The following is a 24,257-nucleotide window of genomic DNA, read 5'->3' as shown; positions in this document are numbered from 1 at the left end:
CGTATTTTTTCTCACAGAAGGCGGAAGCACTATCGGCGATACCCGAAATAGTTGGCGCCCCACAAATTGCATGATAAGAGATGTTTAATGCATGCATTCTAATGCCCATCTCTTAAGGTTATTGCCTGTCGTGAAACTGCTGGGGCGTTATCAGGGAACGAACGGACAGATCGACATCGTCGAGTGTTCATGGGATGGAACGCGCGTCTACTTCGAAGGAGGCGTAAGGCAAAGTCAGGCCACGCCCGACGGAGAAAGTATCTTCACCTATGTGAAGCTCATGGACGAACTCCTGTCTCGGTCCGAACATATCCTCGTCCTGGGCTGCGGCGGCGGAAATCTTGCGACACGGCTGTGGCGTCTCGGCAAGAGATTGACCATCGTCGACATCAACCCGATCAGTTTCGTGCTCGCGCACAGATATTTCGATCTGCCGGACGATCTGCCCTGCATCGTCTCCGACTTTCGAAAATTCGTATTCGATGACCGCGCATATTACGACGGCATTGCGATCGACGTCGGTGGTCCGGGATTCCGATACGCGGAGGAATTTGATGCGGAGACCTGCGACGCCATCCGCGCCCGTCTGGCACCGGGTGGCCGGATCGTGATGAACGTAACGGTCGCACACGACATTGATCCGACACCCGACCGGATCGCAGCCAGACTCGCCGGTGAGGACTTGCGGACATGGATCGTCGATGAGCAATTCATCGAGGATCGCAATGCCGTCATCGCCTGCATCCCCGAGAAGACCTTGGGTTCACGGGCAGCACTCGATCGCGTGATGCGCCATAGCCATGAACGCTGGGCGATCCGCCGCGGAAGATTGCGAAGTCGCGATCTCACCTGTGGACCGCGCTAATGTCGCAGCTTCCGGCAGATCGACGCGAGACGTGGATAACCGGCATCAGCCTCGTCTCCTCCCTGGGGGACGGGTTCGAAGCGAATTGGGACGCTGTTGGCGACGGCCGCGTAACCATCGATCTGGAAAGAAAGTGCAGGCGGTAAACGCCTGAAGGACTCCAAAACCTGTCCGCGCCTCAATTTACGCCGTAAGACCGGCTGCTCGGTGCCATCAACGCCATGCAACTGAAATATACTCTTTGACGTATCCAAACCGATGCGAACAATCGTTTCCACGGGCGGCTCCTTCGTGTGAGGTCAGCGACGACCTCATCCTGCCACGCAGTGTGACGGAAGGGGGCCGTCCACCCCAACACGAGAGCCCGCTGCGGCTGCGGCCGCACGCGCGCAAACGGAGCAACCCCGCCTAGACTTAAATCAGCGGATCTAGATTTCCTCGCGCGCATGCGTCTGCGCGTCATAGATCCTGATCTGAAGCATGGGAAAGCGCCTCTTGAGTTCTTCTCCACCTGCCCTGGCGCCGTCTCTGGTTGCAAATTCGGCTTTGAGTCGGCCGTCCACTTCAAGTGCATAACCAGAAGCCGGCAGTTCACGCGTGGCTGCAACCATTTCGTTCCCATTGTGCAGTGAGGTGGCTGGGAATGATGGGTAGCGTGAGTCGCCCAACCTGCGCTAGATCTGCCTATTCAACTATGTTGATTGGCCATTGCAGATTCTGGATTGGATCGACTGTTGCTTATGGGCCTCTAAAATGCGGCACGCGCATGTTCGACGTGACATCGCCGCCTGCATCCTCTTTGCCCTCCAAACCAGCCGAATTCCCTACGACTGATGCTCGCGCTTTTCATCTTAGTTCTTGTCTGCTTCCGTCTTTCATCGACTTCGGTCAAAGGAGGGACAAGTGACGCGGCGCTGCGGATTTATGCACCTGCGCCAGCCGAATAGTTCACAGACGATGGCGCCGCCCCATTTCTTCAATTGAGGTCGCGACAGCGATAGGCATTTCACTCGACACCTTCTATCGCACGCGCCGGATCCGGCATGAGCGTGGGGGTTTGCCAGCACCGATCAGCGAACGCGGGCCGCTTAAATGGGAACGCGCTGGCTTCGATGCCTGGCTGACCCGGCATCATCCCATGCGTCCGAAGACGATCGTGAGGAGGGTCACGTCGAAGGACGGCACTCATTTCGGCAATTTGGTGGTAATTGGCTTAGCAGTGTTCCAGCAGGCACGGGCCCGACCTGCTCCATTGCGGTGATATCCCCCTTCTCGTAGAAGGGTCTTTTACGGGCTCGCCAGGAACTTTCGGAGAACCCATCGACTCGTCGCATGGCGTGCGATGTGCGACCACAAAAAACGTCGCACGACCACATTTTGTTCTATCGGCGAAAATGAAAAAAGCCCCGCAGGGCCCATCTCTTAAAGGTGGTGGGCGCACCAGGGCTCGAACCTGGGACCCGCTGATTAAGAGACATCCTGCCGACATTGATTTTTCGAGAGAATTTTCCCAACCAAGCCAAAATCCGATCGTTACGGACCAATGGCTTACAGCGAAAAGTCCAACCACGAGAACGCACATAGTTGACGGCGCAAGGAATGGAGCCGCCAGTTCGTTGATCGACAGCTTACCCCCACGTCCAAAGCAGACGATATGCCCAGAGCGTGTCGGCCGTCACTACATCGCGCGCCTCCAATTGCGGAGCACGCTCTATCGCCATCTCACGCAAGGCGCATCCGCAGACAACACGCGTCAGCCTGCGCAATAGTGCGAGAGCGATTCACCAATTGCTGCCATCCACCTACTCCAAGGTAGGGTGGTCACGCCCATACACTTCGCGGCAGCTCTTCTTCGCCATGCTGCCGAAGTAGGTCGAGCAGCCTCTTGCGCATGATCATTCCGGGGCGATCGGACGGCATATGCATCTCGATCTTGCGGCCCATATCAACGATCGCATCGGGGTCGGTTGATTCCAGCATATCGCGATCTTCGGCGATGATCGCCGCGTCCCAATCGATCAACTCCTGCGTGGAGCAGTCGGCTTCGGTGTCGTTGCGAAACAGCAACTGCACGACCTGGATCTGGCCGTCCGAGATCGGCGTCGCGCAGTTGAAGATGATGTGGCGGATACCGGACGGATATTCCATGTCGAGGCGCCGGCAGAACGGCATGAACCATTTGTTGCGTTGATGCCGCCTGGTCGTCGGCTCGGTCGTTCCGGTGATCCTGTAAGCGCCAGGCGGATTTCGCACCGTGACGATGGTTTCAGCATCGAAGCCGAATTCGGTCTCGACGATCTCGTATTTCTCGGGCTTCGGTTGATTGATGTCACCGAAAGTGCCCTTGTGCACAAAGGCAAAGTGGGCATTGTCGAAGGAGTTCTCCATTAGCCGCAGCGCGGCGGTATTCCACTTGTCGTAGAACTGGTTGATGCGCCGATAGCCCGTCATCCCGTCTTCAGGAATTGCAGGGATGTCGCTCAAGGGTTCGCCGAGCGCGACCCAGACATAGCCATAGCGGGCCTGGGCTCGAAACGAGCGCGCCTTGGCATCGGGGACAGGTTGCTCGAACGGAAATTGCGGGATCATCACGAGCTTGCCGTCGCGATCATATTCCCAACCATGATAGCCGCAGACGATATTGCCATTATTGCACCAGCCTTTCGACAGCTTCGCAGTGCGATGGCAGCAACGATCTTCCAGCGCAGCGGGTTCGCCCCTGGCATCGAGGAACAGGACGATCGGCTCGCCGAGCAGGGTGAACGGCTTTGGTCCGTCCTTGAGATAATCGAGCGGCATCAGCGCATACCAGAACCGGCGCAGCACGGGTTGCCTGGTGCTCAACATAAACTTCCTCCGTTAAACTAGGCAGCGAGTCGAGTGACGACGCGCGCGGCATCCGACTTGAGCTTTTGCAGGTCGAGACCCGGAATGGCGCCGTCTTCGACGACGATGCGGCCGCCGATCAGGAGATAGCGAAGCTTCGCCGAGCCGCCGCAGGTCACCGGCGCAATCAGGGGATCGTGCATGCCGAAATGGCGGGGTTCGTCGAGCTTGAAGATCGCGATATCGGCCTGTTGCCCCGGCGCCAGCGTGCCGACGTGGGGCATGCCGAGCACACGCGCACCGCCTGCGGTCGCCCAATGCACGACGTCCTCGGCCGTCACCGCACTTGCCCCCTTCACCGCGCGATGGGTGTGCCAGGCGCTGTGCATTTCGCAGAGCATGTCGGCCGCTTCATTGGAGGCCGCACCATCAACGCCGAGGGAGACGGCGCCGCCGAGGCGCGCCATCGCATCGGCGGGCGCGACGCCTGAGCCGAGGCGGCAATTGGACTGTGGGCAATGCGCCATGCCGGTGCCGGTGCTCGCGAGAATCCGCACCTCGTCTGCGTCGAGATGCACGAGATGCGCAAACCACACGTCTTCGCCGAGCCAGTCGTGGTCGGCGAGCCAATGAACCGGGCGTCTGCCGTGGACCGACAGGCAGAAATCGACGTAGTCCGAGGTCTCGGAAAGATGACTGTGCAGCCGCACCCCGATTCTGCGCGCTGCGGCGATGACCTCGCGCAGCTCGCCCGGATCGAGCGACCAGGTCGGCGTGGTCGGTGCCAGCGCAACCCGTGACAGACCGCCGGGCGAAGCATCGTGGAAGCGCTGCGCGCAGGCCTCCACCGACTGCAGCATGCGATCGAGGGTTTCGAGCGGCATCGCTGCAAACCTGTCGGTAGCGACATGGCGCGCCGTGGTGCCGCCGCCGCGACAAAACACCAGGCGAATGCCGAGACTGCGCGCGACATCGAAGATCACCTGCGCCGGGTCGAACCCGAACGTGTCACTGAAGAGATAGTGGTGATCCGCAACGGTCGTCGTTCCCGACAGCAGCAGCTCCGCCAGCCCGATCCGGGCCGCGACAGCAAGCGCCTCCTCGCCGAATCTCGACCAGAACCGGTAAGGCACCGCGCGCAGCCAGCCGGCCAGCGGCAGGTCGATGCCCGGCTGCACGCCCTTTAGGACGCTCTGGAAGAGATGATGATGGGTCGAAACCAGGCCGGGATAGACCACCCCGCCGGCAGCATCGAGTCGTTGCTCGCCCGGTTCTGGTGCAAGCGCGCCGATCTCGACGATCACACCGTCATGGATCCGGATTTGGCCGGCGGTGCGCATGGCGGCACCGGGCAGGCCGGTAAAGATACCGGCGGCATTGTCGATCAGCATCGCACTCATGCCTCCGCCCGGGTCTCGCTGTCGTGCCAATTCGACAGTGCCAGCTGCGACAGCGCGACCATGGCCGCGAACAGCAGGACCCCTGTCAAGGTGATCAGGAACAGTGCAGCGAACATGCGGGGGATATCGAGCGTAAATCCCGCATCGAGAATTTCATAGGCCAGCCCCGACGAGCGGCCGCCGGTGCCGGCCACGAACTCCGCGACCACCGCGCCGATCAGTGCAAGGCCGCTCGAGATCCGCAAACCGCCGAAGAAGTAGGGAAGCGCGCCGGGGATACGCAGCTTCACCAGCGTCTTGAAGCGACTGGCACGATTCATTCGAAAGAAATTCGCAAGCCCCGGATCGACGCTACGTAGGCCAAGCGTCGTGTTGGAGATGATCGGAAACAGCGCCACGAGCGTTGCGCAGATAGTCAGCGACAGCTGGGTGTTCTTCACCAAAATGATGATGAGAGGCGCAATCGCAACGACGGGCGTCACCTGGAGGAGTACCGCGTAAGGAAACAGGCTGACCTCGATCGCCCGGCTCTGCACGAACATGAAGGCGATCAGCGTGCCCAGAATGACCGCCGCCACGAAGGCCTGCAAGGTCACGCGTAAGGTCACTAGCAGCGCACGCAAGAGCGAGGGGCCGTTGTGCAGGAGGCTTGCAAAGATGTCAGTCGGCTTCGGAAAAAGATAGACGGGAACGGAAGCCAGTCGACAGCCGGTCTCCCACACAGCGAACAGGACAATTCCGACCGCAACCGGCGCCGCGATCCGCACAAAGGCTTCGGATTCGAGAAGCGGCTTCACGTTCCTCCTCCGGTCGACTGCAGGGATGCTTCGGCAAGCCAGGTCGACAATTCGCGACAATAGGCCGCGAATTTCGGGCTGTCGCGAAATCCCTGGTCGCGTGGCTGCGGATGATCGATTGTCATGATGCGGAAGATGCGGCCGGGATTCGCGGCCATGACGACGATCCGGGTCGAGAGGAACACGGCCTCGTAGATCGAATGCGTGACGAAGGCTGTGGTCAGCTTGCGCTCCCACGACAGGTTGACGAGATCATCGTCCAGCTTGTTGCGGGTGAACTCGTCGAGGGCACCGAACGGTTCGTCCATCAAGAGAAGGTTGGGATTCGTGACCAAGGCGCGCGCAATGGAGACGCGCATCTTCATTCCGCCGGACAGCTGCCGCGGAAAATGCCGGTTGAATGCGGAGAGGCCGACGCGAGCAATGGCATGCGCGACCTTCGGATCGGCCATGGCTCTCGGCATGTTTGCGAACTCGAGCGGCAGTCGGACGTTGGCTTCGATCCGGGCCCAAGGCATCAAGGTCGGCTCCTGGAATACGAACGCGAGGCGCCTGCCCTCCTGCCCCACTTGCGCGAAATCACCGCGCCACCACAGCAGCCGGCCATCAGACGGCTCGATAAGATTGGCGATCAGCTTGAGCAGCGTGCTCTTGCCGCAACCGGACGGACCGATCAGGGTCAGGAATTCGCCATCAGCGATGGAAAGATCAATCGGCGCAAGCCCCCGCGCGCCGTTGGAAAAGACCTTCTCGGCGGACAAGACCTCGACGGCCGGCCCTGGATCGCAAGCCGTCGTCATTTGCTTCGCGTCCTGGTCGAGCGGCTCAACGGGCAACAGCATCCTCGTGTCGGCTCCACTAGTTGACGCCGATCTTCAGATTCTTGACGAAGCGATCGTCAAAAGCCTTGTGCCAGTCGACCTTTGGGTCGAGCAGGCCTCCGGCGACGAGGAACTCATAGATCTGCCGATAACGATCAGCCGTAATGATCCCCAGACCGAGCGTTGCCGCGTCTCCACGGTCGATCGCCTTTATCTCCCGCATTCTTTCCAGCGCAAAGGCAATCTGTCCGTCCGTCATTTTGGCGTTGGCGGCCTTGATCAAGGCATTTGCCGGCGCGGGGTTCTTCATGTAGTCGCGCCAGCCTTCGAGCGATGCCTGGACGAAACGCGCCACCAGATCGGGCTTGTCGGCGATCATCTTCTCGGTGGTGACGATGGTCGAGCCATAAGGCGGATAGCCGCTGTCGGCGAGCAGGAAGAACTTGACCTTCTCGTTCTGCTGCTCGGCCTGATAGGGCTCGGACGACGGATAGGCCTGCTGCGCTACGGTCTTGTCGGCGAAGAAGGGTTGCAGGTTGAACGTATAGGGACGGATCTGCTCGTCGGTATAGCCGTATTTGATCCGCAGCCAGGGCCAGAATGTCGTGCGTGACGATCCCGCGATCAGGATTGGCTTCCCCTTGAGCGCAGCGAGATCGACTATGTCGTCGTGGGTCATGATCCCCTGCAGATCGAACTGAAACGACGAAGCGACCGTCACCAGCGGCAAGTTCTGCTCACGGCCCTTGAGCACCTGGATGTCGTAGCCCATCATGAAATCGGCATCGCCCGCCAGCAGAAGCTGCGAGCCGTTCACTTGCGGACCGCCCATCTTGATGGTGACGTCCAGACCAGCCTTGTCATAGAGCCCGGTCGCTTTGGCTTGGTAGAACCCACCATGCTCGGCCTGCGCGAACCAGCTCGTCAGGAATGTCACCTTGTCGGCAGCCGCGGCAGGCGCGAGTGCGGCGCCCAGGGCTGCGCCGACAACCAAACCGGCTACGACCATTCGGGACAGACTTCTTTTCGCCATGCGGGTGCCCCTTGGGGTATCGCGCCGGCGCGGCCGGCGAGCTCGGTGCTGGGAGACGTTCCAGGCTTGAGGATGCACAGGCCGCCTGTCGCCTGAAAGCATTTTTATTCGAGCCATCCGTTGCCTTTCCGGCAATGCCTTTTTCATGTGCAGACGGGGCGGGCTTCGGATAGCAGGATGGATCGGCCGCTAATCCGCTTCGCGGACGCAACTATGGTGCATCCCGACGTCACCTTGGCGACACGTGGAATCGCCATTGGAGCTGCCGAATATCGCGTGCAAGCCAGCGCCCGGCATTCCAGCGCCGTCGGGCGGGATGAGCGAAGGCGGGAATGGCATTTTCCCGCCCATCTGTCGCCTTTGAGGCGGCGCCGATTTCATGGGCAATGGGCTGCTAGCGACACAGGCTGCGGAAAGAGCAGGAGTTCGACCGACGGCGCTCGCCGAACGTCCATTCCAGCATTCGTCCAACTCCACGCGATCCAGAGATCGACAAAGTGGGAATATTTCGGTTTCCAGATTGCCTTGCTCGCGTCGAACGCCACGCGAATGGGCTCCGAGTTCAACGACGTTACGGTCGGCGTGCTGACGACTGGATTCTTCTCATAACCTTCGCACCCCTGCCGGCACGTCCACCGACCACGCCGATCCTGTCGATGAACGAGCACGAACGGATCGACGCTGACAATGTCAGCGAACTCGGGTCAGCTATTCAAGTGATGCAATCGTGAGGCGGGCCGCTACATCAGGGCCTGTCGCTAACAAAGCTTCTCATCTTCCCAGGATTAAGCAGGCCGTGCGGGTCGACCTCGTGCTTGAAGCCGAGTTGATCCGCATCTGCGCGTTTGTACCGGCTGCCGTCCTCGACGGTAAAGACGTGCGGATTGGCGATAAAGACGCCGCGGTCTTCATGCAACCGGATGATCTCGTTCAGGCGATCTGCATCGGTGTAGCGAATCACCGGCAAGCTGCTGCATGTCACGCGCCCGCCGAAACGAATGAACTCAAGGTGCAGCAGCACTTCGTCCGGAAACAGTTCCCGCATTTCGGCGACCTTCTCCAGGACGCGATCATGCGGGTAGAGACATTGCAGGTAGGTGACAGAACGATCGCTCTTCAGCACCTGGAGCGTCGTGTGGTTCCAGCAATATTCGTAGAGCGGAACCCGGCTGGGACTCTCATCTGTTGGCGTCTCGAGCGTGATAATACCGCGACGGCCGAGTAGCGATTTGAAACTCTCGAACGAAGGCTCGGCGATCATCGCCATGAGCACACTCTTTCCGTCGGGACAGTAGGGTTTCAACGCGCCGAAATAGGATGGCAGCGGCCAGGTGATCGGCGAGAGAACCTTCTTCACGATCCCGTCGGCCATTGCAGCCTCGTAGCCGAAAGCCGCCGCCTCGAGAAAATCATCGAAGGCCACAATGACATCGATCCATTTCCACGCGGGTGCGAGCGGCATTTCCAGCGCCGTGATGATGCCGGTCGTGCCATAAGCGCGATTGACCTTTTGCGCCGCGTCGCCGCGCAATTCGATGACACGGGGCTGCTCTTCGACCGTGACCACGCGAGCAGCCAGGATGTTTCCAGGGTCTCGCAAGCCGCCATAGGTGATCGAGCCGATGCCCCCCGATCCGCCCGCGACAAAACCGCCGATCGTCGCCATGCGCTTCGTGGACGGATGCATCCGTAGTTCCCACCCCTGGGCCTGCGCGACCGCATCGATCGTGTGCATCTTGGCGCCCGCGCCGACACGCACGGCGCCGGGCTTGATCCATTCGATGCTCTCGAGCCCGGAGACATCCAGCAGGACACCGCCCCTGAGCGGCACAGCCTGTCCATAGTTGCCGGTTCCGCCCCCGCGCGCGGTGATCGGCACGCGATGATGCGCGCAGGCGCCCGCGACTTGGATCACGTCTTTTTCGTCGCGCGGCAATACGATCAGATCGGCCGACTTGCCGTCGAGCTGCGCGTTCAGGATCGGACTGTACCAGAAGAAGTCGCGCGAGCGGCGGCGCACGACCTTCTGTTCGGTCACGACGGGGATATCGCCGAGATCGGCGACAAGGCGGTCTAAAGCGTCGAACGCGAGATCGTTCACGATCGATCACTCCCCAATGCAAGATGCACGAGCTCTGCCACGATCACGTCCGACCTGACGACGAATCCAAAGCACTGGTTGACATTGTAGACGGTCGCAGCCATGCAGTATTCCGGCGACGTCGTAGCCGCGCAGTCCTCCAGGAAAACGCAATCGTAACCGCGGAAATTTGCATCCTGGAGCGTGCAGAGCACGCACTGATCGGCGTTGACACCCGCGAACATCAATGTGTGCACACCGAGATTGCGAAGGATGCTGTCAAGCTCGGTATCCTGAAAGCCTGACATCCGGAATTTCTCAACATGGATGTCGTCCGGCTCCACCGGAAGCTCCTCGACGATCGCCGCCGACCAGCTCCCGCGCTCCAGCACCTTGGCGCCTGAGCCCGGTAGCGCATCGCCTAGCCCGGTGCCGGCGCCGCTTGGATTGTACACGTGCAGCAGCGACGGGCTGAGATTGAGCCGGTCGGGTCGGTTGCCCCAGTTGACCCAGATGATGGGTACGCCGGCGCCGCGGAGAACCGGCAGCAAGCGCCGCAAGGGCGCAATTGGACGGCGCGCCGGCGCTATATCGACGCCAATATGGGCCAGCCAGCCCCCGGGATGGCAGAAGTCGTTCTGCATATCCACGACAATAAGCGCGGTGTGCGCGACATCGAATGTGACCAGCTTGGTCTGCGCTTGAACCGACAATGGCCGCGGCAGGACCGGCTGGCGCACCAGATTGGCTTGCCGCTCGGCAACCATCCAGCGGTTCGAGACGCTCGAGCCGAGCGGAAGCAATTCTTGATCGCCCTCGGCAGGGTGGAATGGCCGCATGTCCATCGACTAGAGTCCTTGCAGGACGCGCAAGTCCTCGGCATCGAGCTCGACGGGCTGGCCGCTGCGGATCAGCTCGGAAAAGCCCTCGTTGGGAGTCATCACGGTGAGCGTGTAAAGTTTGCCCGGCCCGGTGTTCTCGACGACGTGCTCGGAGCCGGGATGCAATAGCAGCGAGTCACCCTTCTTGATCGGCAGGCTCTTGCCGTCGCATCGCGCAACGCCGACGCCGTGCAGCACATGAAAGAATTCATACGCCGAGGCGTGCTCGTTCGGAGGCGTCGCCCCTCCCGGCTGGAAGATTTCGATAACGAAAATGCTGCCGATCCGGTCGGTCACCTGATCGAACAGCACTGCGAAATAGTTGGTGTCCCTCGGCGAGATGCGAAAGGCTTTCGCACGCGTGAGTTCGGCGACGCTAAACGGCATGTGATGAATTCCTTGAACGGTGCGCCAGTCGTCATGATGGATGTCGCATGCCGAAGCGTCACGTCAAAGCGCTTTGATTCGACAGACCCGTTGCCTTTTTGGCAACGTGGCGCCATCCTGCCCGGAGATTGGGGGCGAGGATGCTTCACAGCCGGCTGCTAAACTACATCGACGAGGTTGCCCGCACCGGCTCGATCCGCAAGGCTGCGGACCGTCTCAACGTCGCGGCATCGGCGATCAGCCGGCAGATTCTTGCACTCGAAACGCAATTGGGGACGCCGATCTTCCAGCGCCTCCCGAAGAAGCTGATCCTCACTGCCGCCGGCGAAGTCTTGATCGGACATGTCCGTCAGACGCTCAAAGAGCTGAGTCGCACCCAGACAAAGATCGAGGAGCTGAAGGGCCTGCGACGGGGAGAAATCACGGTGGCGATGATGAGCGGTCTCGCCTCCAACCTCGTCCCGAGTACGGTGAAGGAGTTTCGAGCTGCCAATCCGCGGGTCAAGCTGAGCCTCACCCTTTTCAATACCGGGGCGGAGATCCAAGTCGCGGTTGCCAGCGGCGAAGCCGATATCGGCATTGGATTTGACTTCGGCAAGGACAGCAATCTGAAAGTTCTCGCCCGCGGCGTCGGACGGCTTGGCGCGGTGATGGCGCCAAATCATCCACTGGCAAAGCGAAGCAGCATCCGTCTCAGCGATTGCATCGATTACCCGCTCGTCATCGCCGACACGACCAGCGCGATCCGGCCTTATCTGGACGCGGCGTTCGCCCGTGTCGCGATCGACCTGCAGCCTGCCATCGAGACGAATTCGATCGAGATCATGCGGCACGCCGTCATCTTGAATGATGGCATTACGTTCCTGACTCCGTTCGACGTCGAGTCCGAGCGACGCGCCGGGCGGCTCACCTACGTGACGGTTCGGGAGCTCTCCCAGGATGCGCAGGCGCTGATGCTGATCGGACATAGCCGCGGCACCAGCGCGATCGCGAGCGTTCTGGCGGAGATGCTGAAGGCAATGATCCGGGAAGTTGCGGGCTGATCCGGTCGGCGGGGCAACCTCGAAATCGGTCGGTGGCGTCATGATCCTGTTGCCCAAAGGGCAACGCTACCGACGAAATTCGGCGCTTTTCATGTTCTTGCCGATATTCAAGAATGATCGGCGGCCGCTCGAAGCACAGGAATCGTCGGCTTGTCCGTCAATCGAGGCTAGGCAACCGAGATGAAACTGAAATCGCATTGGTGGTGGGACCTTTCCACAGAGGACTTCCGTCAGCTTGACATGAGCAGGATCGTCGCCGTGCTGCCGGTCGGCGCCGTCGAACAGCATGGACCCCATCTGCCCGTTCGCGTCGATACCGCGATCAATGATGGCATTATGCAGCACGCGGTCGCCCAGATGACCGACGACTTTCCGGCTCTCATCCTGCCAACGATCTCGATCGGTAAATCGAACGAGCATTCAGCGTTCCCGGGTACGCTGACGCTTTCTGCGGAAACGCTGGGCCGCGTCTGGTACGAGGTCTGCGAAAGCGTTCATAGAGCCGGGGTCCGCAAGGTCGTCTTCGTCAACTCGCATGGAGGGCAGCCCCAGGTCATGGAGATCGTCTGCCGCGAGTTGCGTGTCAGGCTGGGCATGCTGGCCGTCTCATCACAATGGTCTCGCTTCACTGATCTGTCGGACCTCTTCACTGCGTCCGAACGCAAGCACGGCATCCACGCGGGAGAAATCGAGACGAGCGTGATGCTCCATCTGCATCCCCGCCTCGTTGACATGACGCTTGCGGAGGACTTCAGGTCCCTGTCGCAGACCCTCGAGACGGAATGCGAGATCCTCATGCCGGAGGGCCACGCAGCTGGGTTCGGCTGGCAAATGCAGGACATCAATCCGAAGGGCGCCTGCGGTAACGCCGCCCTCGCGGATGGTGAGCGCGGCCGCGCCACCATCGACCGTGCGGCAAGTCGCTTGATCAAGCTGATCTCGGAGGTTGACCGGTACCCGCTCTCGCGGCTGAGGCCGACAGCGGACTACGAACGCCCGACTGCGGGCGCCGCGCCGCGAGACGCCTGAGCCAAGCCCAAGCGCATGAATTCACGTCGATGAAGTCCAGGCAGATGTCCCCAAACTCCTCCCGACTGCCCGTCCTCCCGCCGCAAGTCGAGACCATGATGCTGAAGGATGGCACACGGCTCGACGCGGACGTGTACCGCCCGGCGGTGCCGGGATCGTATCCGGTTCTGCTTCAGCGTCAGGCCTATAGCAGGCGCATCGCCTGCAGTATCTGCTATGCGCATCCTGCGTGGTACGCCTCACACGGCTACATGGTCGTAGTGCAGGACGTCAGGGGGCGCGGCACATCGGAAGGAACATTCCGACCCGGAGAAACCGAAGTCGAGGACGGCGCGGAAGCGGTCGAATGGGCGGCGCGTCTCGATGGCGCCAATGGCGATGTCGCGATGTACGGCTTTTCCTATCAGGCCTACAACCAGCTCCTTGCGGCTGCGGGAGACTGCCCATCACTGAAAGCCCTCGCACCCGCGATGGGCCCGTGGAATCCGGCGCACTGGGTTTACGAGAACGGCGCGCTACAGATGAAGCACATGATCGATTGGGGCATTCAAATCACGGCGGAGGCAGCACGACGCGCCGGCGATGACGAGGCCTTCAGCGCCCTGCAAGCCGCGTCCGCGAACCTGCCGCTTAGTGGGCCCGTCACGGCTATGCCGCAGCTCCTGCAGAAGTATCGCCGCTATTCGCACGTCATGGACTGGCTCGAAACGCCCGTCGATTCACCGTATTGGGACCGCATTTCGCCCGTGAAGAGCGTGGAAGCTATTCGCGCGCGCCATCTGCCGATGCTGTTCGTAGGCGGCTGGTTCGACCCGTTTCTGCCGGCCACGGTCGAGGCCTACCGGGCTCTCGCGACCAGCAACAGCGACACCAAGCTGATAGTCGGACCCTGGATCCATTTCCCCTGGACGCGGAAAGTCGGCGCGGTCGATTTCGGACCGGAGGCGCAACGCAACGTCGACCTTGATCACATCCAATTCTTCGACCGCGCCCTCAAGGGTCTGCCAGGCAAGGCCGAGCACGGAAGGATCGAGCTGTTCGATATGGGACTGAAAACCTGGCGGCCGTATGATCAGCTGCCGGACCGTACCCATCCCCTGTTTCTAAGCGGCACGGGGCGGACATCGATGGACTCCCAGGACGGCGTTCTCAGCCCGCAACAGAGCACGCAGGAGAATGTGGAGCATATCGTGCATGACCCGTGGCGGCCCGCACCGACCGTCGGCGGCTACTATGGCGCTCCAATGGGACCAGTCGATCGTCGGGTCGCGGATGAACGCGGCGATGTTCTGACCTTCACAACAGAAACGCTTGAACAGGCCATGGAAGTCGTTGGCGAACCCGAGGTCGAGCTCGACCTGAGCTGCGATCGCCCAAGCTTCGACCTCTCTTGCATCCTTTCGGTCGTGAAGCCCGACGAGATGACACTTCAGATCTCCAGCGGGTATGCGCACTATCGCAACGCCGCCCCTGGACGGTACCGGCTGACGTTAGCTGCCACGTGTGCAACGCTGAATAAGGGCGAGCGGCTCCGCTTGTCCATCGCAGGAGCGGACTATCCTGCGTATCCGGTAAATCCCGGAACCGGTGAGGATCCGGTCATTTCACCGAAGACGCATGCTGTCGTAACCACGATTGCGGTCTGGCATGGTCCCTCCTGCCCATCACTTCTCCGGCTACCTCTCGGACGGGGCGGCGAGATCGCTAAATAGGCTGTTTTCTCTGACCGCCGCATCCAAGGCGTTGCGCCGCCCGCACTTCCCGTAGCAACCCGATTTCTTCTCAGCGTCCCTGGAAGACCGCGGGCCGCCGTTCGATGAAGGACTGGATGCCCTCGCGCGCGTCGGCTCTCTTGAGCACGCGATCGCGGATGGCGGGAATGCAGGCAATCGCAGCCGCTTCACCCTGCTCGGCATATTTCGCAGCCGCCTCCTTGGTGACCTGAATGCCAAGCGGTGCGTTGCGGGCGATGATCGCCGCGATCTCCATGGCGCGGGCGACCTGCTGACCCGCCGGCACGACCTCCTGGACGAGACCAATCTCCCGGGCGCGCTGTGCAGTGAATTCATCACAGAGCAAAAGGTGGTATATGGCAATGCCCCAGCCTGCGCGGGACAGGTAACGGAAGTGCGCGCCGCCCAAGGGGGCGATACCGCGCTTTGCCTCCATCAGGCAGAACCGCAGCGAAAAAACCATCGAGGGCTACCGCGATCACGTCGAACGAGTTCTTGTGGAATGGCTCGACACCACTCTCCATGAGCTCGCGACCGATCCAGCTCGGGTGCACATCATCGGGGAGGGACGTGAGCAATTCGAGCGGCTGCATTAAGGCGTGCACATCCTCAATCCGCTGGCCGATGACGTCATCAACCGGGGAACCGGGCACGTAGCGGGGGATCGGGCCTGGCAAGGTCGTTGGGTGGTGGCACACAAGCGCCACGCGGAAGCGGCTAGACAGGTGAATGTAGCTCACCCATGCTTGCAAAGTTCTCATTTGTCGAAGAGTTCTGCGACAACGCAGACTAGCCCCAAAATCAGAGCTTAACAGCGTTTTTGGGGAGGATGCGCGCTTCACGGAAGCCAAATCACGTTCATTCGGGAAGCCCAGTCTGGCTGATGCAGACCAGCCGAAAAACGCCTGTGTGCCCATTCTCACCATAGATGAATAGATTTGCCCGCGGCATCGGTGTTCGCGCCGCGGGGCGATGTCCGCACCTGCTGATCAGCCAAAAGTCACGTGAGAAGCGCTCCAAAGCCGCCTGGCGGTCTGCGGACGCCCAAGAGAGGAGGAAAAAGGAATGGGGTTCAGGACGTTTCTCAGCGCGACCGCTGTCCTAGCGCTCACTGGTGCCTCGGCGCCAGCCGCCGATAAGGATGCTGCCGACATCGCAGTCGAAGCCGCGAAGAAGTATGCGGGCACGACGATCAGCATCGTCTGGGAGGCCGGTCTCCAATCGCTCGACCCACTGAATTACTCGGGTCCCAAGTGGGAGAAGCTCACCGGTATCAAGGTGAAAGTGGTCGAGGTGCCGACCGATCAGATGTTCACCAAGATCATGCAGGATTTCAAATCGGGCGCCGGGGCCTACGACGCGTTGAACGTCATTCCGTCCTGGATGCCCGACCTTGCACGCGCCGGCGCGCTCGAGCCTCTCGACAAGTATGTCGACAAGTTCGGCTATCGCGACGAGTTGCAGGACATCGCGGCCGCCTACCGCGACAACCAGATGCAGTACGACGGGAAGATCTACGGCTTTCCGGACGACGGCGACGTGATGCTGCTTTACTACCGGAAAGACATCTTCGAGGAAACGAAGATGAAGGAGGAGTTCAAGGCCAAGTTCGGCTACGAACTCGCTCCGCCAAAGGACTGGAAGCAGTTCGACGAGATCGGCCAGTTCATCACCGACAAGATGGCGCCCAAGGTTTACGGCGCCGGCTTCTTCCGCACAGCGCCCTATCCGCAATACATGTTCCAGGAGCGCTTCCGCATGGAAGGCGGCAAGTTCTTCAATGCGGACACCATGAAGGCGACGGTGAATAGTGACATCGGCCTCAAGGTGTTCAAGCAGATGCTGGCGGAAAACAAGTTCATGCCGCCGGGCGTGGAGCAGTGGAATTTTGTCGACAACCTCGCGGCGTTCCTTCAGGGCACGACCGCGATGACGATCTCCTGGCCACCCTACGGTCGCTGGGCCGCGGGCTATGGCTCCGGCGAAGAAGCGTTGAAATGGGTGCCGAAATCACAGGTCGCCGGCAAGGTCGGCTACGCGCTTACGCCTCTCGGCCGCCCCGAGCTCGGCGTCGGCTTCGACCTCTCGGTGTCGGCCACCAGCAAGAACAAGGAGGCCGCTTATCTCTTCATCCAGTGGCTGAACAGCAAGAAGACCAGCCTCGAGCGCGTCCAGCTCCCCTATACGCTCCGCGATCCGTTCCGCCTGTCGCACTACGCGAGCGAGAAATACCGTGCGCTCTGGCCTGAGGCTCCTGCCTATCTCGATACGATCAAGACATCCGGCGAGAAGGGCCTGCTCGATCTCTCCCTGCTGCAGCAGGACAAATACGACGAGGCGATGACCAAGGCGATTTCGAGCCTCTGGGCTGGCGAAGATCCCAAGGCCATCCTCGACCGCATGGCGCAACAATTCGACGCCATCACCGAGAAGGTTGGCATTGAAAATCAAAAGGCCGTCTACAAGGTCTGGGCGGCTAAGCCCGGCGCCTATCCGCAATAGCTGCCCTGGACACCACACGGGAGGCGTCGCCCTCCCGTGCGGCGTCGTTTCCTGGACTGATGATGACGCTTTCCGCAAGTCTCAACGGTGCCGAGCAACACCGCCCTAGCCGCTTCGGGCGCATGCTCGAGGACCGCCTCCCCTATCTCATCGTCGCACCGGCCATTCTGATCCTTCTCCTGGTCGGCTTGTTCCCCCTCATCTACTCGCTGATCGTGAGCTTCCAGCGCATCACGATGACCGAGAACGACACATCCTTTGTCGGCCCCTTGAACTATGCGGAGCTCTTCCGGGATGCTCGCCTCTGGGCTTCGCTCGGCCACACAGCCATCATCACGGCAATCGCCCTGCCGCTTGAGCTGCTGATCGGCTTCCTGATGGCGCAGCTCTTCATTGATCGTATGCCCGGTCGCCAGATCTTCGTCGCGCTGCTGGTCCTCCCCACGGTGATTTCTCCGATTGTCGCGGGAGCGACCTGGCGCCTGATGTTCGACGTCCGCTTCGGTCCGATCGGCGAGATCCTGAGCTTCATCGCCGGCGAGCCGGTCCGGATTTTGTGGACGGTCAATCCCGCCTACGTCTATCCCGCGATCATCATCTGCGAGGTCTGGCAGTGGTCGCCGTTCATGTTCCTGTTGCTGCTTGCAGCGCTGTCAAATGTCGACCAGTCGCAGCTCGAAGCTGCGGAGATCGACGGGGCGTCGTATCTGCGCGTGCTTCGCGCGATCGTTCTGCCGGCGATCGCCCCCGTTGTCGCCGTTGCCTGCCTGATCCGGGGCCTCGACCTCGTCCGCATCTTCGACATCATCTGGGCTCTTACCGAAGGCGGCCCCGGCTCGATGACCGAGACCATATCGCTCTACACCTATGTGCAGGGCTTCTCGCAATTCGAGACGAGCTATACGGCCGCAATCTCTTTCCTGGTGATTGCCCTGCTCACTGTCATCACCACTCTGGTCCTCAAGCGCATGGAGCTTGCGCGATGAGTGTCGCCAAGCTTCCGGCGAGAAAAGCCCGCATCCTGGCGCTTCGCTATCTCGGCGCCGGCGTCGTAACGCTGTTGTTCCTGTTTCCGGTCTACTGGCTGTTCATGATTTCGTTCAAGACGCCGGACGAGATCTATCATGTGCCACCATTGTGGATCCCCGGTCAGATCCAGTTCTCGAACTATTACGTGTTGTTCAAGGATGGCGACGTGCTGGCCATCCTGAACAGTCTGATCGTCGCCGGCGTCAGTTCGGTCATCGCGATCATTCTGGGCACGCTCTGCGCCTACAGCCTCGCCCGGTTCGGCACGGGCGGCGAGAACCTGGCGATGTGGATCATTTCCCAGCGCATGATCCCGCCGATCGCGGTCGTCTTCTCGATCTTCCTGATCTACGTCTATTTTGGTCTCGTCGACGGCTACTTCGGGCTGATCCTGCTCTACACGGCGTTCAATCTCCCTTACGTCATTTGGATGATGCGCGGCTACATCGTCGACGTTCCGCTGGAGCTTGAGGAAAGCGCTCTCGTCGATGGCCTGAGCCGATGGGAAGTGATCTGGAAAGTCGTCTTCCCGATGGTGCGCCCGGGACTCATGGCGACGTCGGTCTTCACCTTCGTCTTCGCCTGGAATGATTTCCTCTTCGCGCTGGTGCTCACGCGCACCGAGGTCATCACCTTTCCCGTCATGCTGACGCACTACTTCGGCGGACAATCGAATTTCTGGGCAAAGATCGCGGCGATGTCCGTCCTGGGAACGTTGCCGATCTTCGTCGCGGTCTCAGTGATGCAGCGCTATCTCGTGCGCGGCATCTCCTTGGGCGCAGTCAAGGGTTAGGGAGAGCGGAGTGGCTGACGTCAAGCTGTCCGGGGTGCACAAGTACTACGGCAATGTGCACGCGGTTCGGGGTGTGGATCTCACCATCACCGACGGCGAATTCGCAGTGCTTGTGGGGCCGTCCGGCTGCGGCAAGAGCACGCTCTTGCGAACGATAGCCGGTCTTGAAGACCCGGACGACGGAACAATCACCATCGGTGGCGCGGTGGTCAACGATCTGCGCCCGCGCGAGCGCAACATCGCGATGGTGTTTCAAAATTACGCGCTCTACCCCTATTTGACCGTCGGCGAGAACATCGCGTTCGGTCTGCGCGCCCGCAAGACTCCAGAGATGGAGATCAGGAAGCGGGTCAGCGAAGCCGCCGAAATGCTCGGCATCGGCAATCTCCTGCAGCGCTATCCGCGTCAGCTCTCCGGCGGACAGCGTCAGCGCGTCGCCATCGGCCGGGCCATCGTCCGCAAAGCGGACCTCTTCCTCTTTGACGAACCTCTCTCGAATCTGGACGCTCAGTTGCGCGACGAGATGCGGACCGAGATCAAGCGTCTGCATCACGAGATCACGACGACGATGATCTACGTCACCCACGACCAGGTCGAGGCGATGACGCTCGCCGACCGCATCGTGCTGCTCCGTGATGGAACGATCCAGCAGCAAGGGGCTCCGCTTGAACTGTTCGAGCAGCCCCGAACGGGCTTTGTGGCCGGCTTTCTCGGATCTCCGTCGATTAACCTCATCCCAGCAACCCTCAAGACGAACGGCGGCGTTGCAGCAGTTGTGTTTCAGCCTGGTGATTCGCTGACACTTCCGCCCGCAAAGGCCACGTTACTCACCCGCGAGGATGGACGGGAGGTTCTCGTCGGCATTCGGCCTCAGCACTTCAGCCGGGCTGGCGGCGGACCTCTCCGCGACGGAGTGGTCTCTTATTCGGCCGTAGCCGATCTCATTCAGCCGACGGGGACCCGTACATTCACCACCATCAAGATCGGCGGAGTGGATGCGGTCGCGGAGTTGCAGGCTCATGACGTCAGCGGCCATGGCGAGCGGATCGACCTCGCGATCGACCTCAATCGCGTGGTGCTGATCGATCCGGCCAGCGGCCTGATCATCGCGTAACGACAGCCAACGACATGGAAAAAGGGGAAGAGAAAATGGCGCCGAGACTGTTTGCAACCGGAATCGGAGCGCCCGAGGGCCCGGTGTGCCTGCCGGATGGATCGATGTATGTCACGGAGATGTCTGCATCGACTCTTTGCGTTACGCGGCTTGACCATCGTGGCAATCGCAAGGTGATCCGGACGACGGGCGGTCGTCCGAACGGGTTGACGACGGATGGCCACGGCCGGATCTGGATCGCGGAAGCAGGCCTCCGGGCGCTGATCTGCATCGACGAAGGCGGAAACGAGATCCGGCGCATGCAGGGCGACGGTGCCGACCGCTTCCTGTTTCCAAACGATCTCTGCTTCGGTCCGAATGGACTGCTCTACATGACCGACTCCGGCATGGCGGCTGAAGATTTCATCAACGGCCAGGCTTTCGTCGATGGTTATATGGACCTTGATTGGGACGGTCGTGTGTATGAGATCGATCCGGCGGCCATGAAGGTCGTACGCGTGCTCGATCGCAAGATCCGCTTCACCAACGGCATTGCTTTCGGTCCCGACGATCACCTCTATGCCAACGCATCCTTTACCGGCGAGATCTACCGATACGACGTGCTTGGCGAGGCCGCGCCGAAACGGGTGGTCTTCGGCAACGTCCTGCAACCTGATTCTAATCCCGACTTCAAAGGGCCGGATGGCATGGCCTTTGGCACGGACGGCCGGCTTTATTGTACGGTCTACAATCAGACGAACGTGACGGTGCTGGACCGCCGGGGTGAGGTCGCCGATCGTCTGATCCTGGATGGACCACAGCCGACGAATTGTGCCTTTACGCTCGAAGGCAAGAAGCTGCGTGTCACTGAAGTCGGCAAGGGGCAGGTCGAGGAGATCGATATGCCCTGCGAAGGCCTGCCGCTGCATCTGCCGAAATTCGCTTGACGAGGTGCCTCGCGGTTTTGTCCCGCGAGCGTTCCGCCGAGACTCAGAGGAAACCGATCGACAACCAGGGCACGGCTGCGACGATCAGTGTGCCGATCAAGAGCGCGATCATGTAGCCCACGATCGGCTTCATGCCCTCGTCCGGGTTGATGCGGCTGATCGCGCAGGCCGCGTAATAGCCGACGCCGAACGGTGGCGCGAACAGGCCGATGCCCATCGCGAGAACGACCACCATCGCGTAGTGGACGTCGTGCACCCCGACCTGCCGCGCGATCGGGAAAAGGAGCGGACCGAACAGGACGATGGCCGGGATCCCTTCCAGAACACTGCCCAGGATCACGAAGGTCACTATGGTCACCGCCAGGAAGACGGGGACTCCGCCGGGAAGGCTGGTCATGAACTTTGCAAGAGAGGCAGAAAATCCCGACTGGGTCAGCGCCCAGGCCATGCCTGTCGCCGCGCCGATGATGAGCAGGATCGCCCCCGACAGCGAGGCCGTCTCGACCAGCATCGGATAGATACGGCGCCAGTCGAACTGCCGATAGATGAAAAGACCCGCACAGGCTGAGTACAAGATCCCGATGGTCGAGACCTCCGTTGCCGTCGCAACGCCTTCGACGACGGCAGTCCGGATTACGAATGGCAGCGCGATCGCCGGTATCGCGATCACAAAGGCGCGGCCGACCTCTCGTCCCGTCGCCCGTCTGACGTGAGACAGGTCCTCGCGACGGTATCGCCACCACACCACGGCTGCGAGCATGACCGCGAGCACGACGCCCGGGAGCAACCCGCCGGTGAACAGCGCCGAGATCGACACGCCGGTCACCGAGCCGATCGTGATCAGAACCAGCGACGGGGGAATCGTCTCAGTCTGCGCCCCCGTCGCGGCCAGGAGCGCAACGAGATCGCCGGGCTTTGCCCCACGCTGCCGCATCTCGGGAAACAGGACCGGCGCCACGGCAGCCATGTCCGCCGCCTTGGAGCCGGAAATGCCCGAGACCAGATACATCGCCCCGACCAGCACGTAGTGCAGTCCGCCGCGCACGTGGCCCAGAAGGCTTGCAAGGAAGCTGACCATCGCGCGCGCCATGCCCGTCATCTCGATCAGAAGGCCGAGAAAGACGAAGAGAGGCACGGCGAGCAGGATCAGGTGGCTCATGCCCTCATCCATTCGTCCGATCATCACCACGTCGGGCGTGTTCGTCGTCAGGGCGAGATAGCCCACAGTGGCGAGGCCGAACGAAAACGCGATCGGCACGGCCGCAAAGACCATCGCGCCGACGACGAAGACGAAGAAGATCAGAAGGTTCAGATTGCCGAGTGGCTGCAAGACCGGAGCAAGCAGAACGAACGTCGCGATGACGCCCGCGACGATGGCCAGGGAAGCGAGCAAGCTTCGCAGGCTCGCAATGCGAATGAGCCGGAGGACGGCTGCGATCAGCATCAGCCCGATCCCGATCGGCAGCGCTGCCGCACGCCAGGTGTTGACGATTTCGAGCGCCGGGGTCGTGACGAATGCTTCGTCGGCGGCGAATTCATAGGCCGGCCAAACGACGAGCACGAGAAACGCAAGCGATGCCGCTGCTGCCACGACATCCAGGAACGCGCGGAGTTCCGCACTGAGAATGCCGACAATGGCGGTCATCCGCATGTGCTCGCCGCGCTGGAACGCAATCACGGATCCGAGCATGGCGAGCCAGAGGAAAAGAATGGCGGCGAGCTCGTCGGACCAGACGATCGGCGAGCGGAACACGTATCTGCCGACGATGCCCGCGGACAGGACCGTGATCTCGGCCACCACAAGCAATGCTGCCGGGACCGCAACCACGTGGCCTAGTAATGTGTTGGCCCGCACCACCCATCTGCGCGAGTTCGCCTGAGACGTGCCGGGTGTCAGACTGCCGTCGACATGCGGTGTATGGCTCACGCTGGTCATGATAGTTGGCCCGCGGCTCTTTCAAGGTGAGACCATGCCTCCTCGCCAAACTTGCCCTTCCAGTCGGCGTAAAAGCTGGTCTTGGACAGCGCCTGGCGGAAAGCGGCACGATCGACGTCGATAAACTTGAGCCCTTTGGCAGAGAGATCGGTCCGCAATGACAGGCTGAGCTTTGCGATGTCGGCGCGCTGATCGATGGCAGCGCGATCGAGCTCGCGCGTCACGATCTCCTGCACGTCCTTGGGCAGGCGCTCAAAGGCGCGTTTGTTGCCCAGGATCCAGTAACCGTCCCAGACGTGCCCGGTCAGGCTGCACGTGCTTTGCACTTCGTAGAGACGCGCCGTCGCGATGATCGGCAAGGGATTCTCCTGACCGTCGACGACCTTGGTCTGTAACGCGGAATAGACCTCGTTGAAGTTGATCGGAGTCGGTCCGGCTCCAAGTGCTTTGAAAAGCGAGGTCAGCAATGGTGCGGGTGGAACGCGGATCTGGAAGTTCTTCAGATCATCCGGCGTTCGCACCTCGCGGCCGGACGAGGTCACCTGACGAAAGCCGTTGTCCCAGGCCTTCGACACCGCCATGATCGGCGTCTTGGCAATCTGCGCCCGGATGTAGGTGCCGAGGTCGCCGTCCATGGCCTTCCATACGCTGTCGTAGTCGGCGAATGCGAAGCCGGTGTTCACGATGCCCGCGCTTGGGACCAGGGTGGCAAGAATCGAGGACGATTGGTTAAAGAACTCGACGCCGCCGCTGCGAACCTGGGTCAAAAGCTCGGTGTCGGAGCCGAGCTGGTTGGCCGGAAACAGCCTGATTTCCAGCCGGCCGCTGGTCGCTTCGCGAATACGGTCGATGGCCTCCTGCGCGCGGATATTCACCGGATGCGTCGGATCCTGTCCGGTCGCGAACTTGTAGACGAACTCGGCAGCAGACACCGGACGGGTCAGAATCCCGCAGAGAGGTACGGCCGTGGCCGCCATCAACAGCGAACGGCGGCTGATGCTTCCGGGCTTAGATGTCATGTTTTCCTCCTGGTCCTTCATTGACGTTGCTGCCCGCTGCATC

The 24,257-nt window shown here is 61.1% G+C and carries 22 protein-coding genes and 1 pseudogene; 10 read left to right on the top strand and 13 right to left on the bottom strand.

Annotation, left to right across the window (positions count from 1 at the left end; translation table 11 throughout):
- Nucleotides 1-130: 130 nt before the first annotated feature.
- The gene (locus XI09_RS00940) at nt 131-865 is read left to right on the top strand and encodes a spermidine synthase (RefSeq protein WP_271565275.1); all 735 of its coding nucleotides are present in this window, start codon (nt 131-133) and stop codon (nt 863-865) included.
- A 131-nt stretch (nt 866-996) separates the two neighbouring features.
- Here XI09_RS00940 and XI09_RS00935 read toward each other — a convergent pair.
- From XI09_RS00935 to XI09_RS00905, 7 genes and pseudogenes are all read right to left on the bottom strand, one after another.
- Nucleotides 997-1,143 (bottom strand): annotated as a pseudogene (locus tag XI09_RS00935) (IS110 family transposase); the annotation flags it as partial.
- 150 nt (nt 1,144-1,293) lie between these two features.
- Complete coding sequence (locus XI09_RS00930; protein WP_271565274.1) at nt 1,294-1,476, bottom strand: hypothetical protein; 183 nt, start codon at nt 1,474-1,476, stop codon at nt 1,294-1,296.
- Nucleotides 1,477-2,686: 1,210 nt separating this feature from the next.
- Nucleotides 2,687-3,712: an aromatic ring-hydroxylating dioxygenase subunit alpha gene (locus XI09_RS00925; protein ID WP_092192373.1), complete on the bottom strand. Its 1,026-nt coding sequence runs from the start codon at nt 3,710-3,712 to the stop codon at nt 2,687-2,689.
- 17 nt (nt 3,713-3,729) lie between these two features.
- Complete coding sequence (locus XI09_RS00920) at nt 3,730-5,091, bottom strand: amidohydrolase family protein (protein ID WP_271565273.1); 1,362 nt, start codon at nt 5,089-5,091, stop codon at nt 3,730-3,732.
- Entirely contained in the window at nt 5,088-5,888 is an 801-nt protein-coding gene (locus XI09_RS00915; protein WP_271565272.1) for an ABC transporter permease, read from the bottom strand. The genes XI09_RS00920 and XI09_RS00915 overlap by 4 nt, the downstream gene beginning before the upstream one ends.
- Entirely contained in the window at nt 5,885-6,730 is an 846-nt protein-coding gene (locus tag XI09_RS00910) for an ABC transporter ATP-binding protein (protein WP_271565271.1), read from the bottom strand. The genes XI09_RS00915 and XI09_RS00910 overlap by 4 nt, the downstream gene beginning before the upstream one ends.
- 16 nt (nt 6,731-6,746) lie before the next feature.
- Complete coding sequence (locus XI09_RS00905; RefSeq protein ID WP_271565270.1) at nt 6,747-7,889, bottom strand: ABC transporter substrate-binding protein; 1,143 nt, start codon at nt 7,887-7,889, stop codon at nt 6,747-6,749.
- Between the two features lie 30 nt (nt 7,890-7,919).
- Here XI09_RS00905 and XI09_RS45630 point away from each other — a divergent pair, with 30 nt between their 5' ends.
- On the top strand, nt 7,920-8,351 hold the full coding sequence (locus XI09_RS45630) for a hypothetical protein (protein ID WP_333939013.1): 432 nt from the start codon (nt 7,920-7,922) through the stop codon (nt 8,349-8,351).
- A 136-nt stretch (nt 8,352-8,487) separates the two neighbouring features.
- On the opposite strand, the gene XI09_RS00895 is transcribed toward XI09_RS45630, so the two are convergent.
- The 3 genes from XI09_RS00895 to XI09_RS00885 all read right to left on the bottom strand — a co-directional run bounded on the left by XI09_RS00895 (nt 8,488) and on the right by XI09_RS00885 (nt 11,090).
- Nucleotides 8,488-9,843 carry an FAD-binding oxidoreductase gene (locus XI09_RS00895; RefSeq protein ID WP_271565269.1) on the bottom strand — a complete coding sequence of 452 codons (1,356 nt, stop codon included), beginning with the start codon at nt 9,841-9,843 and terminating at the stop codon, nt 8,488-8,490.
- The gene (locus tag XI09_RS00890) at nt 9,840-10,589 is read right to left on the bottom strand and encodes a cysteine hydrolase family protein (protein WP_271565268.1); all 750 of its coding nucleotides are present in this window, start codon (nt 10,587-10,589) and stop codon (nt 9,840-9,842) included. The genes XI09_RS00895 and XI09_RS00890 overlap by 4 nt, the downstream gene beginning before the upstream one ends.
- An 81-nt stretch (nt 10,590-10,670) precedes the next feature.
- Nucleotides 10,671-11,090, bottom strand: a complete 420-nt coding sequence (locus XI09_RS00885; protein WP_092192387.1) for a cupin domain-containing protein — start codon at nt 11,088-11,090, stop codon at nt 10,671-10,673.
- 140 nt (nt 11,091-11,230) lie between these two features.
- Here XI09_RS00885 and XI09_RS00880 point away from each other — a divergent pair, with 140 nt between their 5' ends.
- From XI09_RS00880 to XI09_RS00870, 3 genes are all read left to right on the top strand, one after another.
- Nucleotides 11,231-12,133, top strand: a complete 903-nt coding sequence (locus XI09_RS00880; protein ID WP_271565267.1) for a LysR family transcriptional regulator — start codon at nt 11,231-11,233, stop codon at nt 12,131-12,133.
- A gap of 180 nt (nt 12,134-12,313) precedes the next feature.
- Nucleotides 12,314-13,162 carry a creatininase family protein gene (locus XI09_RS00875; protein WP_271565266.1) on the top strand — a complete coding sequence of 283 codons (849 nt, stop codon included), beginning with the start codon at nt 12,314-12,316 and terminating at the stop codon, nt 13,160-13,162.
- 95 nt (nt 13,163-13,257) lie between these two features.
- Complete coding sequence (locus XI09_RS00870; RefSeq protein ID WP_271565265.1) at nt 13,258-14,874, top strand: CocE/NonD family hydrolase; 1,617 nt, start codon at nt 13,258-13,260, stop codon at nt 14,872-14,874.
- 70 nt (nt 14,875-14,944) lie between these two features.
- Here XI09_RS00870 and XI09_RS00865 read toward each other — a convergent pair whose 3' ends face one another.
- A complete protein-coding gene (locus XI09_RS00865) occupies nt 14,945-15,331 on the bottom strand; it encodes an enoyl-CoA hydratase-related protein (protein WP_271565264.1) in 387 nt (128 codons plus the stop codon).
- A gap of 629 nt (nt 15,332-15,960) precedes the next feature.
- Here XI09_RS00865 and XI09_RS00860 point away from each other — a divergent pair.
- From XI09_RS00860 to XI09_RS00840, 5 genes are read left to right on the top strand one after another with little or no spacing between them, the layout of a single operon-like run.
- Nucleotides 15,961-17,397, top strand: coding sequence for an ABC transporter substrate-binding protein (locus XI09_RS00860; RefSeq protein WP_271565263.1), 1,437 nt, complete (start codon nt 15,961-15,963; stop codon nt 17,395-17,397).
- A gap of 59 nt (nt 17,398-17,456) precedes the next feature.
- The gene (locus tag XI09_RS00855; protein WP_271565262.1) at nt 17,457-18,383 is read left to right on the top strand and encodes a carbohydrate ABC transporter permease; all 927 of its coding nucleotides are present in this window, start codon (nt 17,457-17,459) and stop codon (nt 18,381-18,383) included.
- Nucleotides 18,380-19,219 carry a carbohydrate ABC transporter permease gene (locus XI09_RS00850; protein ID WP_271565261.1) on the top strand — a complete coding sequence of 280 codons (840 nt, stop codon included), beginning with the start codon at nt 18,380-18,382 and terminating at the stop codon, nt 19,217-19,219. Before XI09_RS00855 ends, XI09_RS00850 begins: the two co-directional genes overlap by 4 nt.
- A gap of 10 nt (nt 19,220-19,229) precedes the next feature.
- Nucleotides 19,230-20,333, top strand: a complete 1,104-nt coding sequence (locus tag XI09_RS00845) for an ABC transporter ATP-binding protein (RefSeq protein ID WP_271565260.1) — start codon at nt 19,230-19,232, stop codon at nt 20,331-20,333.
- A gap of 14 nt (nt 20,334-20,347) precedes the next feature.
- A complete protein-coding gene (locus XI09_RS00840; RefSeq protein ID WP_333939012.1) occupies nt 20,348-21,259 on the top strand; it encodes an SMP-30/gluconolactonase/LRE family protein in 912 nt (303 codons plus the stop codon).
- A gap of 43 nt (nt 21,260-21,302) precedes the next feature.
- Here XI09_RS00840 and XI09_RS00835 read toward each other — a convergent pair whose 3' ends face one another.
- Both XI09_RS00835 and XI09_RS00830 read right to left on the bottom strand, forming a co-directional pair.
- Nucleotides 21,303-23,195 carry a TRAP transporter large permease gene (locus XI09_RS00835; protein WP_271565258.1) on the bottom strand — a complete coding sequence of 631 codons (1,893 nt, stop codon included), beginning with the start codon at nt 23,193-23,195 and terminating at the stop codon, nt 21,303-21,305.
- Nucleotides 23,192-24,214 carry a TRAP transporter substrate-binding protein gene (locus XI09_RS00830; RefSeq protein WP_271565257.1) on the bottom strand — a complete coding sequence of 341 codons (1,023 nt, stop codon included), beginning with the start codon at nt 24,212-24,214 and terminating at the stop codon, nt 23,192-23,194. Before XI09_RS00830 ends, XI09_RS00835 begins: the two co-directional genes overlap by 4 nt.
- Nucleotides 24,215-24,257 lie beyond the last annotated feature (43 nt).

Origin of the sequence: Bradyrhizobium sp. CCBAU 11386 (assembly GCF_028128955.1) — a bacterium.
Classification (GTDB): Bacteria; Pseudomonadota; Alphaproteobacteria; order Rhizobiales; family Xanthobacteraceae; genus Bradyrhizobium.
The sequence above is the reverse complement of the archived record's forward strand: the minus strand, read 5'-3'. Positions and strand labels throughout refer to the sequence as shown.

Bases quoted from the DNA above. Each gene is read 5' to 3' on its own strand.
- XI09_RS00840 (WP_333939012.1), top strand. From the start codon at position 20,348: ATGGAAAAAGGGGAAGAGAAAATGGCGCCGAGACTGTTTGCAACCGGA.
- XI09_RS00860 (WP_271565263.1), top strand. From the start codon at position 15,961: ATGGGGTTCAGGACGTTTCTCAGCGCGACCGCTGTCCTAGCGCTCACT.
- XI09_RS00930 (WP_271565274.1), bottom strand. From the start codon at position 1,476: ATGGTTGCAGCCACGCGTGAACTGCCGGCTTCTGGTTATGCACTTGAA.
- XI09_RS00865 (WP_271565264.1), bottom strand. From the start codon at position 15,331: ATGGAGGCAAAGCGCGGTATCGCCCCCTTGGGCGGCGCGCACTTCCGT.
- XI09_RS00905 (WP_271565270.1), bottom strand. From the start codon at position 7,889: ATGAAAAAGGCATTGCCGGAAAGGCAACGGATGGCTCGAATAAAAATG.
- XI09_RS00910 (WP_271565271.1), bottom strand. From the start codon at position 6,730: ATGCTGTTGCCCGTTGAGCCGCTCGACCAGGACGCGAAGCAAATGACG.
- XI09_RS00875 (WP_271565266.1), top strand. From the start codon at position 12,314: ATGAAACTGAAATCGCATTGGTGGTGGGACCTTTCCACAGAGGACTTC.
- XI09_RS00920 (WP_271565273.1), bottom strand. From the start codon at position 5,091: ATGAGTGCGATGCTGATCGACAATGCCGCCGGTATCTTTACCGGCCTG.
- XI09_RS00925 (WP_092192373.1), bottom strand. From the start codon at position 3,712: ATGTTGAGCACCAGGCAACCCGTGCTGCGCCGGTTCTGGTATGCGCTG.
- XI09_RS00890 (WP_271565268.1), bottom strand. From the start codon at position 10,589: ATGGTTGCCGAGCGGCAAGCCAATCTGGTGCGCCAGCCGGTCCTGCCG.
- XI09_RS00830 (WP_271565257.1), bottom strand. From the start codon at position 24,214: ATGACATCTAAGCCCGGAAGCATCAGCCGCCGTTCGCTGTTGATGGCG.
- XI09_RS00870 (WP_271565265.1), top strand. From the start codon at position 13,258: ATGATGCTGAAGGATGGCACACGGCTCGACGCGGACGTGTACCGCCCG.
- XI09_RS00885 (WP_092192387.1), bottom strand. From the start codon at position 11,090: ATGCCGTTTAGCGTCGCCGAACTCACGCGTGCGAAAGCCTTTCGCATC.
- XI09_RS00855 (WP_271565262.1), top strand. From the start codon at position 17,457: ATGATGACGCTTTCCGCAAGTCTCAACGGTGCCGAGCAACACCGCCCT.
- XI09_RS00835 (WP_271565258.1), bottom strand. From the start codon at position 23,195: ATGACCAGCGTGAGCCATACACCGCATGTCGACGGCAGTCTGACACCC.
- XI09_RS00880 (WP_271565267.1), top strand. From the start codon at position 11,231: ATGCTTCACAGCCGGCTGCTAAACTACATCGACGAGGTTGCCCGCACC.
- XI09_RS00850 (WP_271565261.1), top strand. From the start codon at position 18,380: ATGAGTGTCGCCAAGCTTCCGGCGAGAAAAGCCCGCATCCTGGCGCTT.
- XI09_RS45630 (WP_333939013.1), top strand. From the start codon at position 7,920: ATGGATCGGCCGCTAATCCGCTTCGCGGACGCAACTATGGTGCATCCC.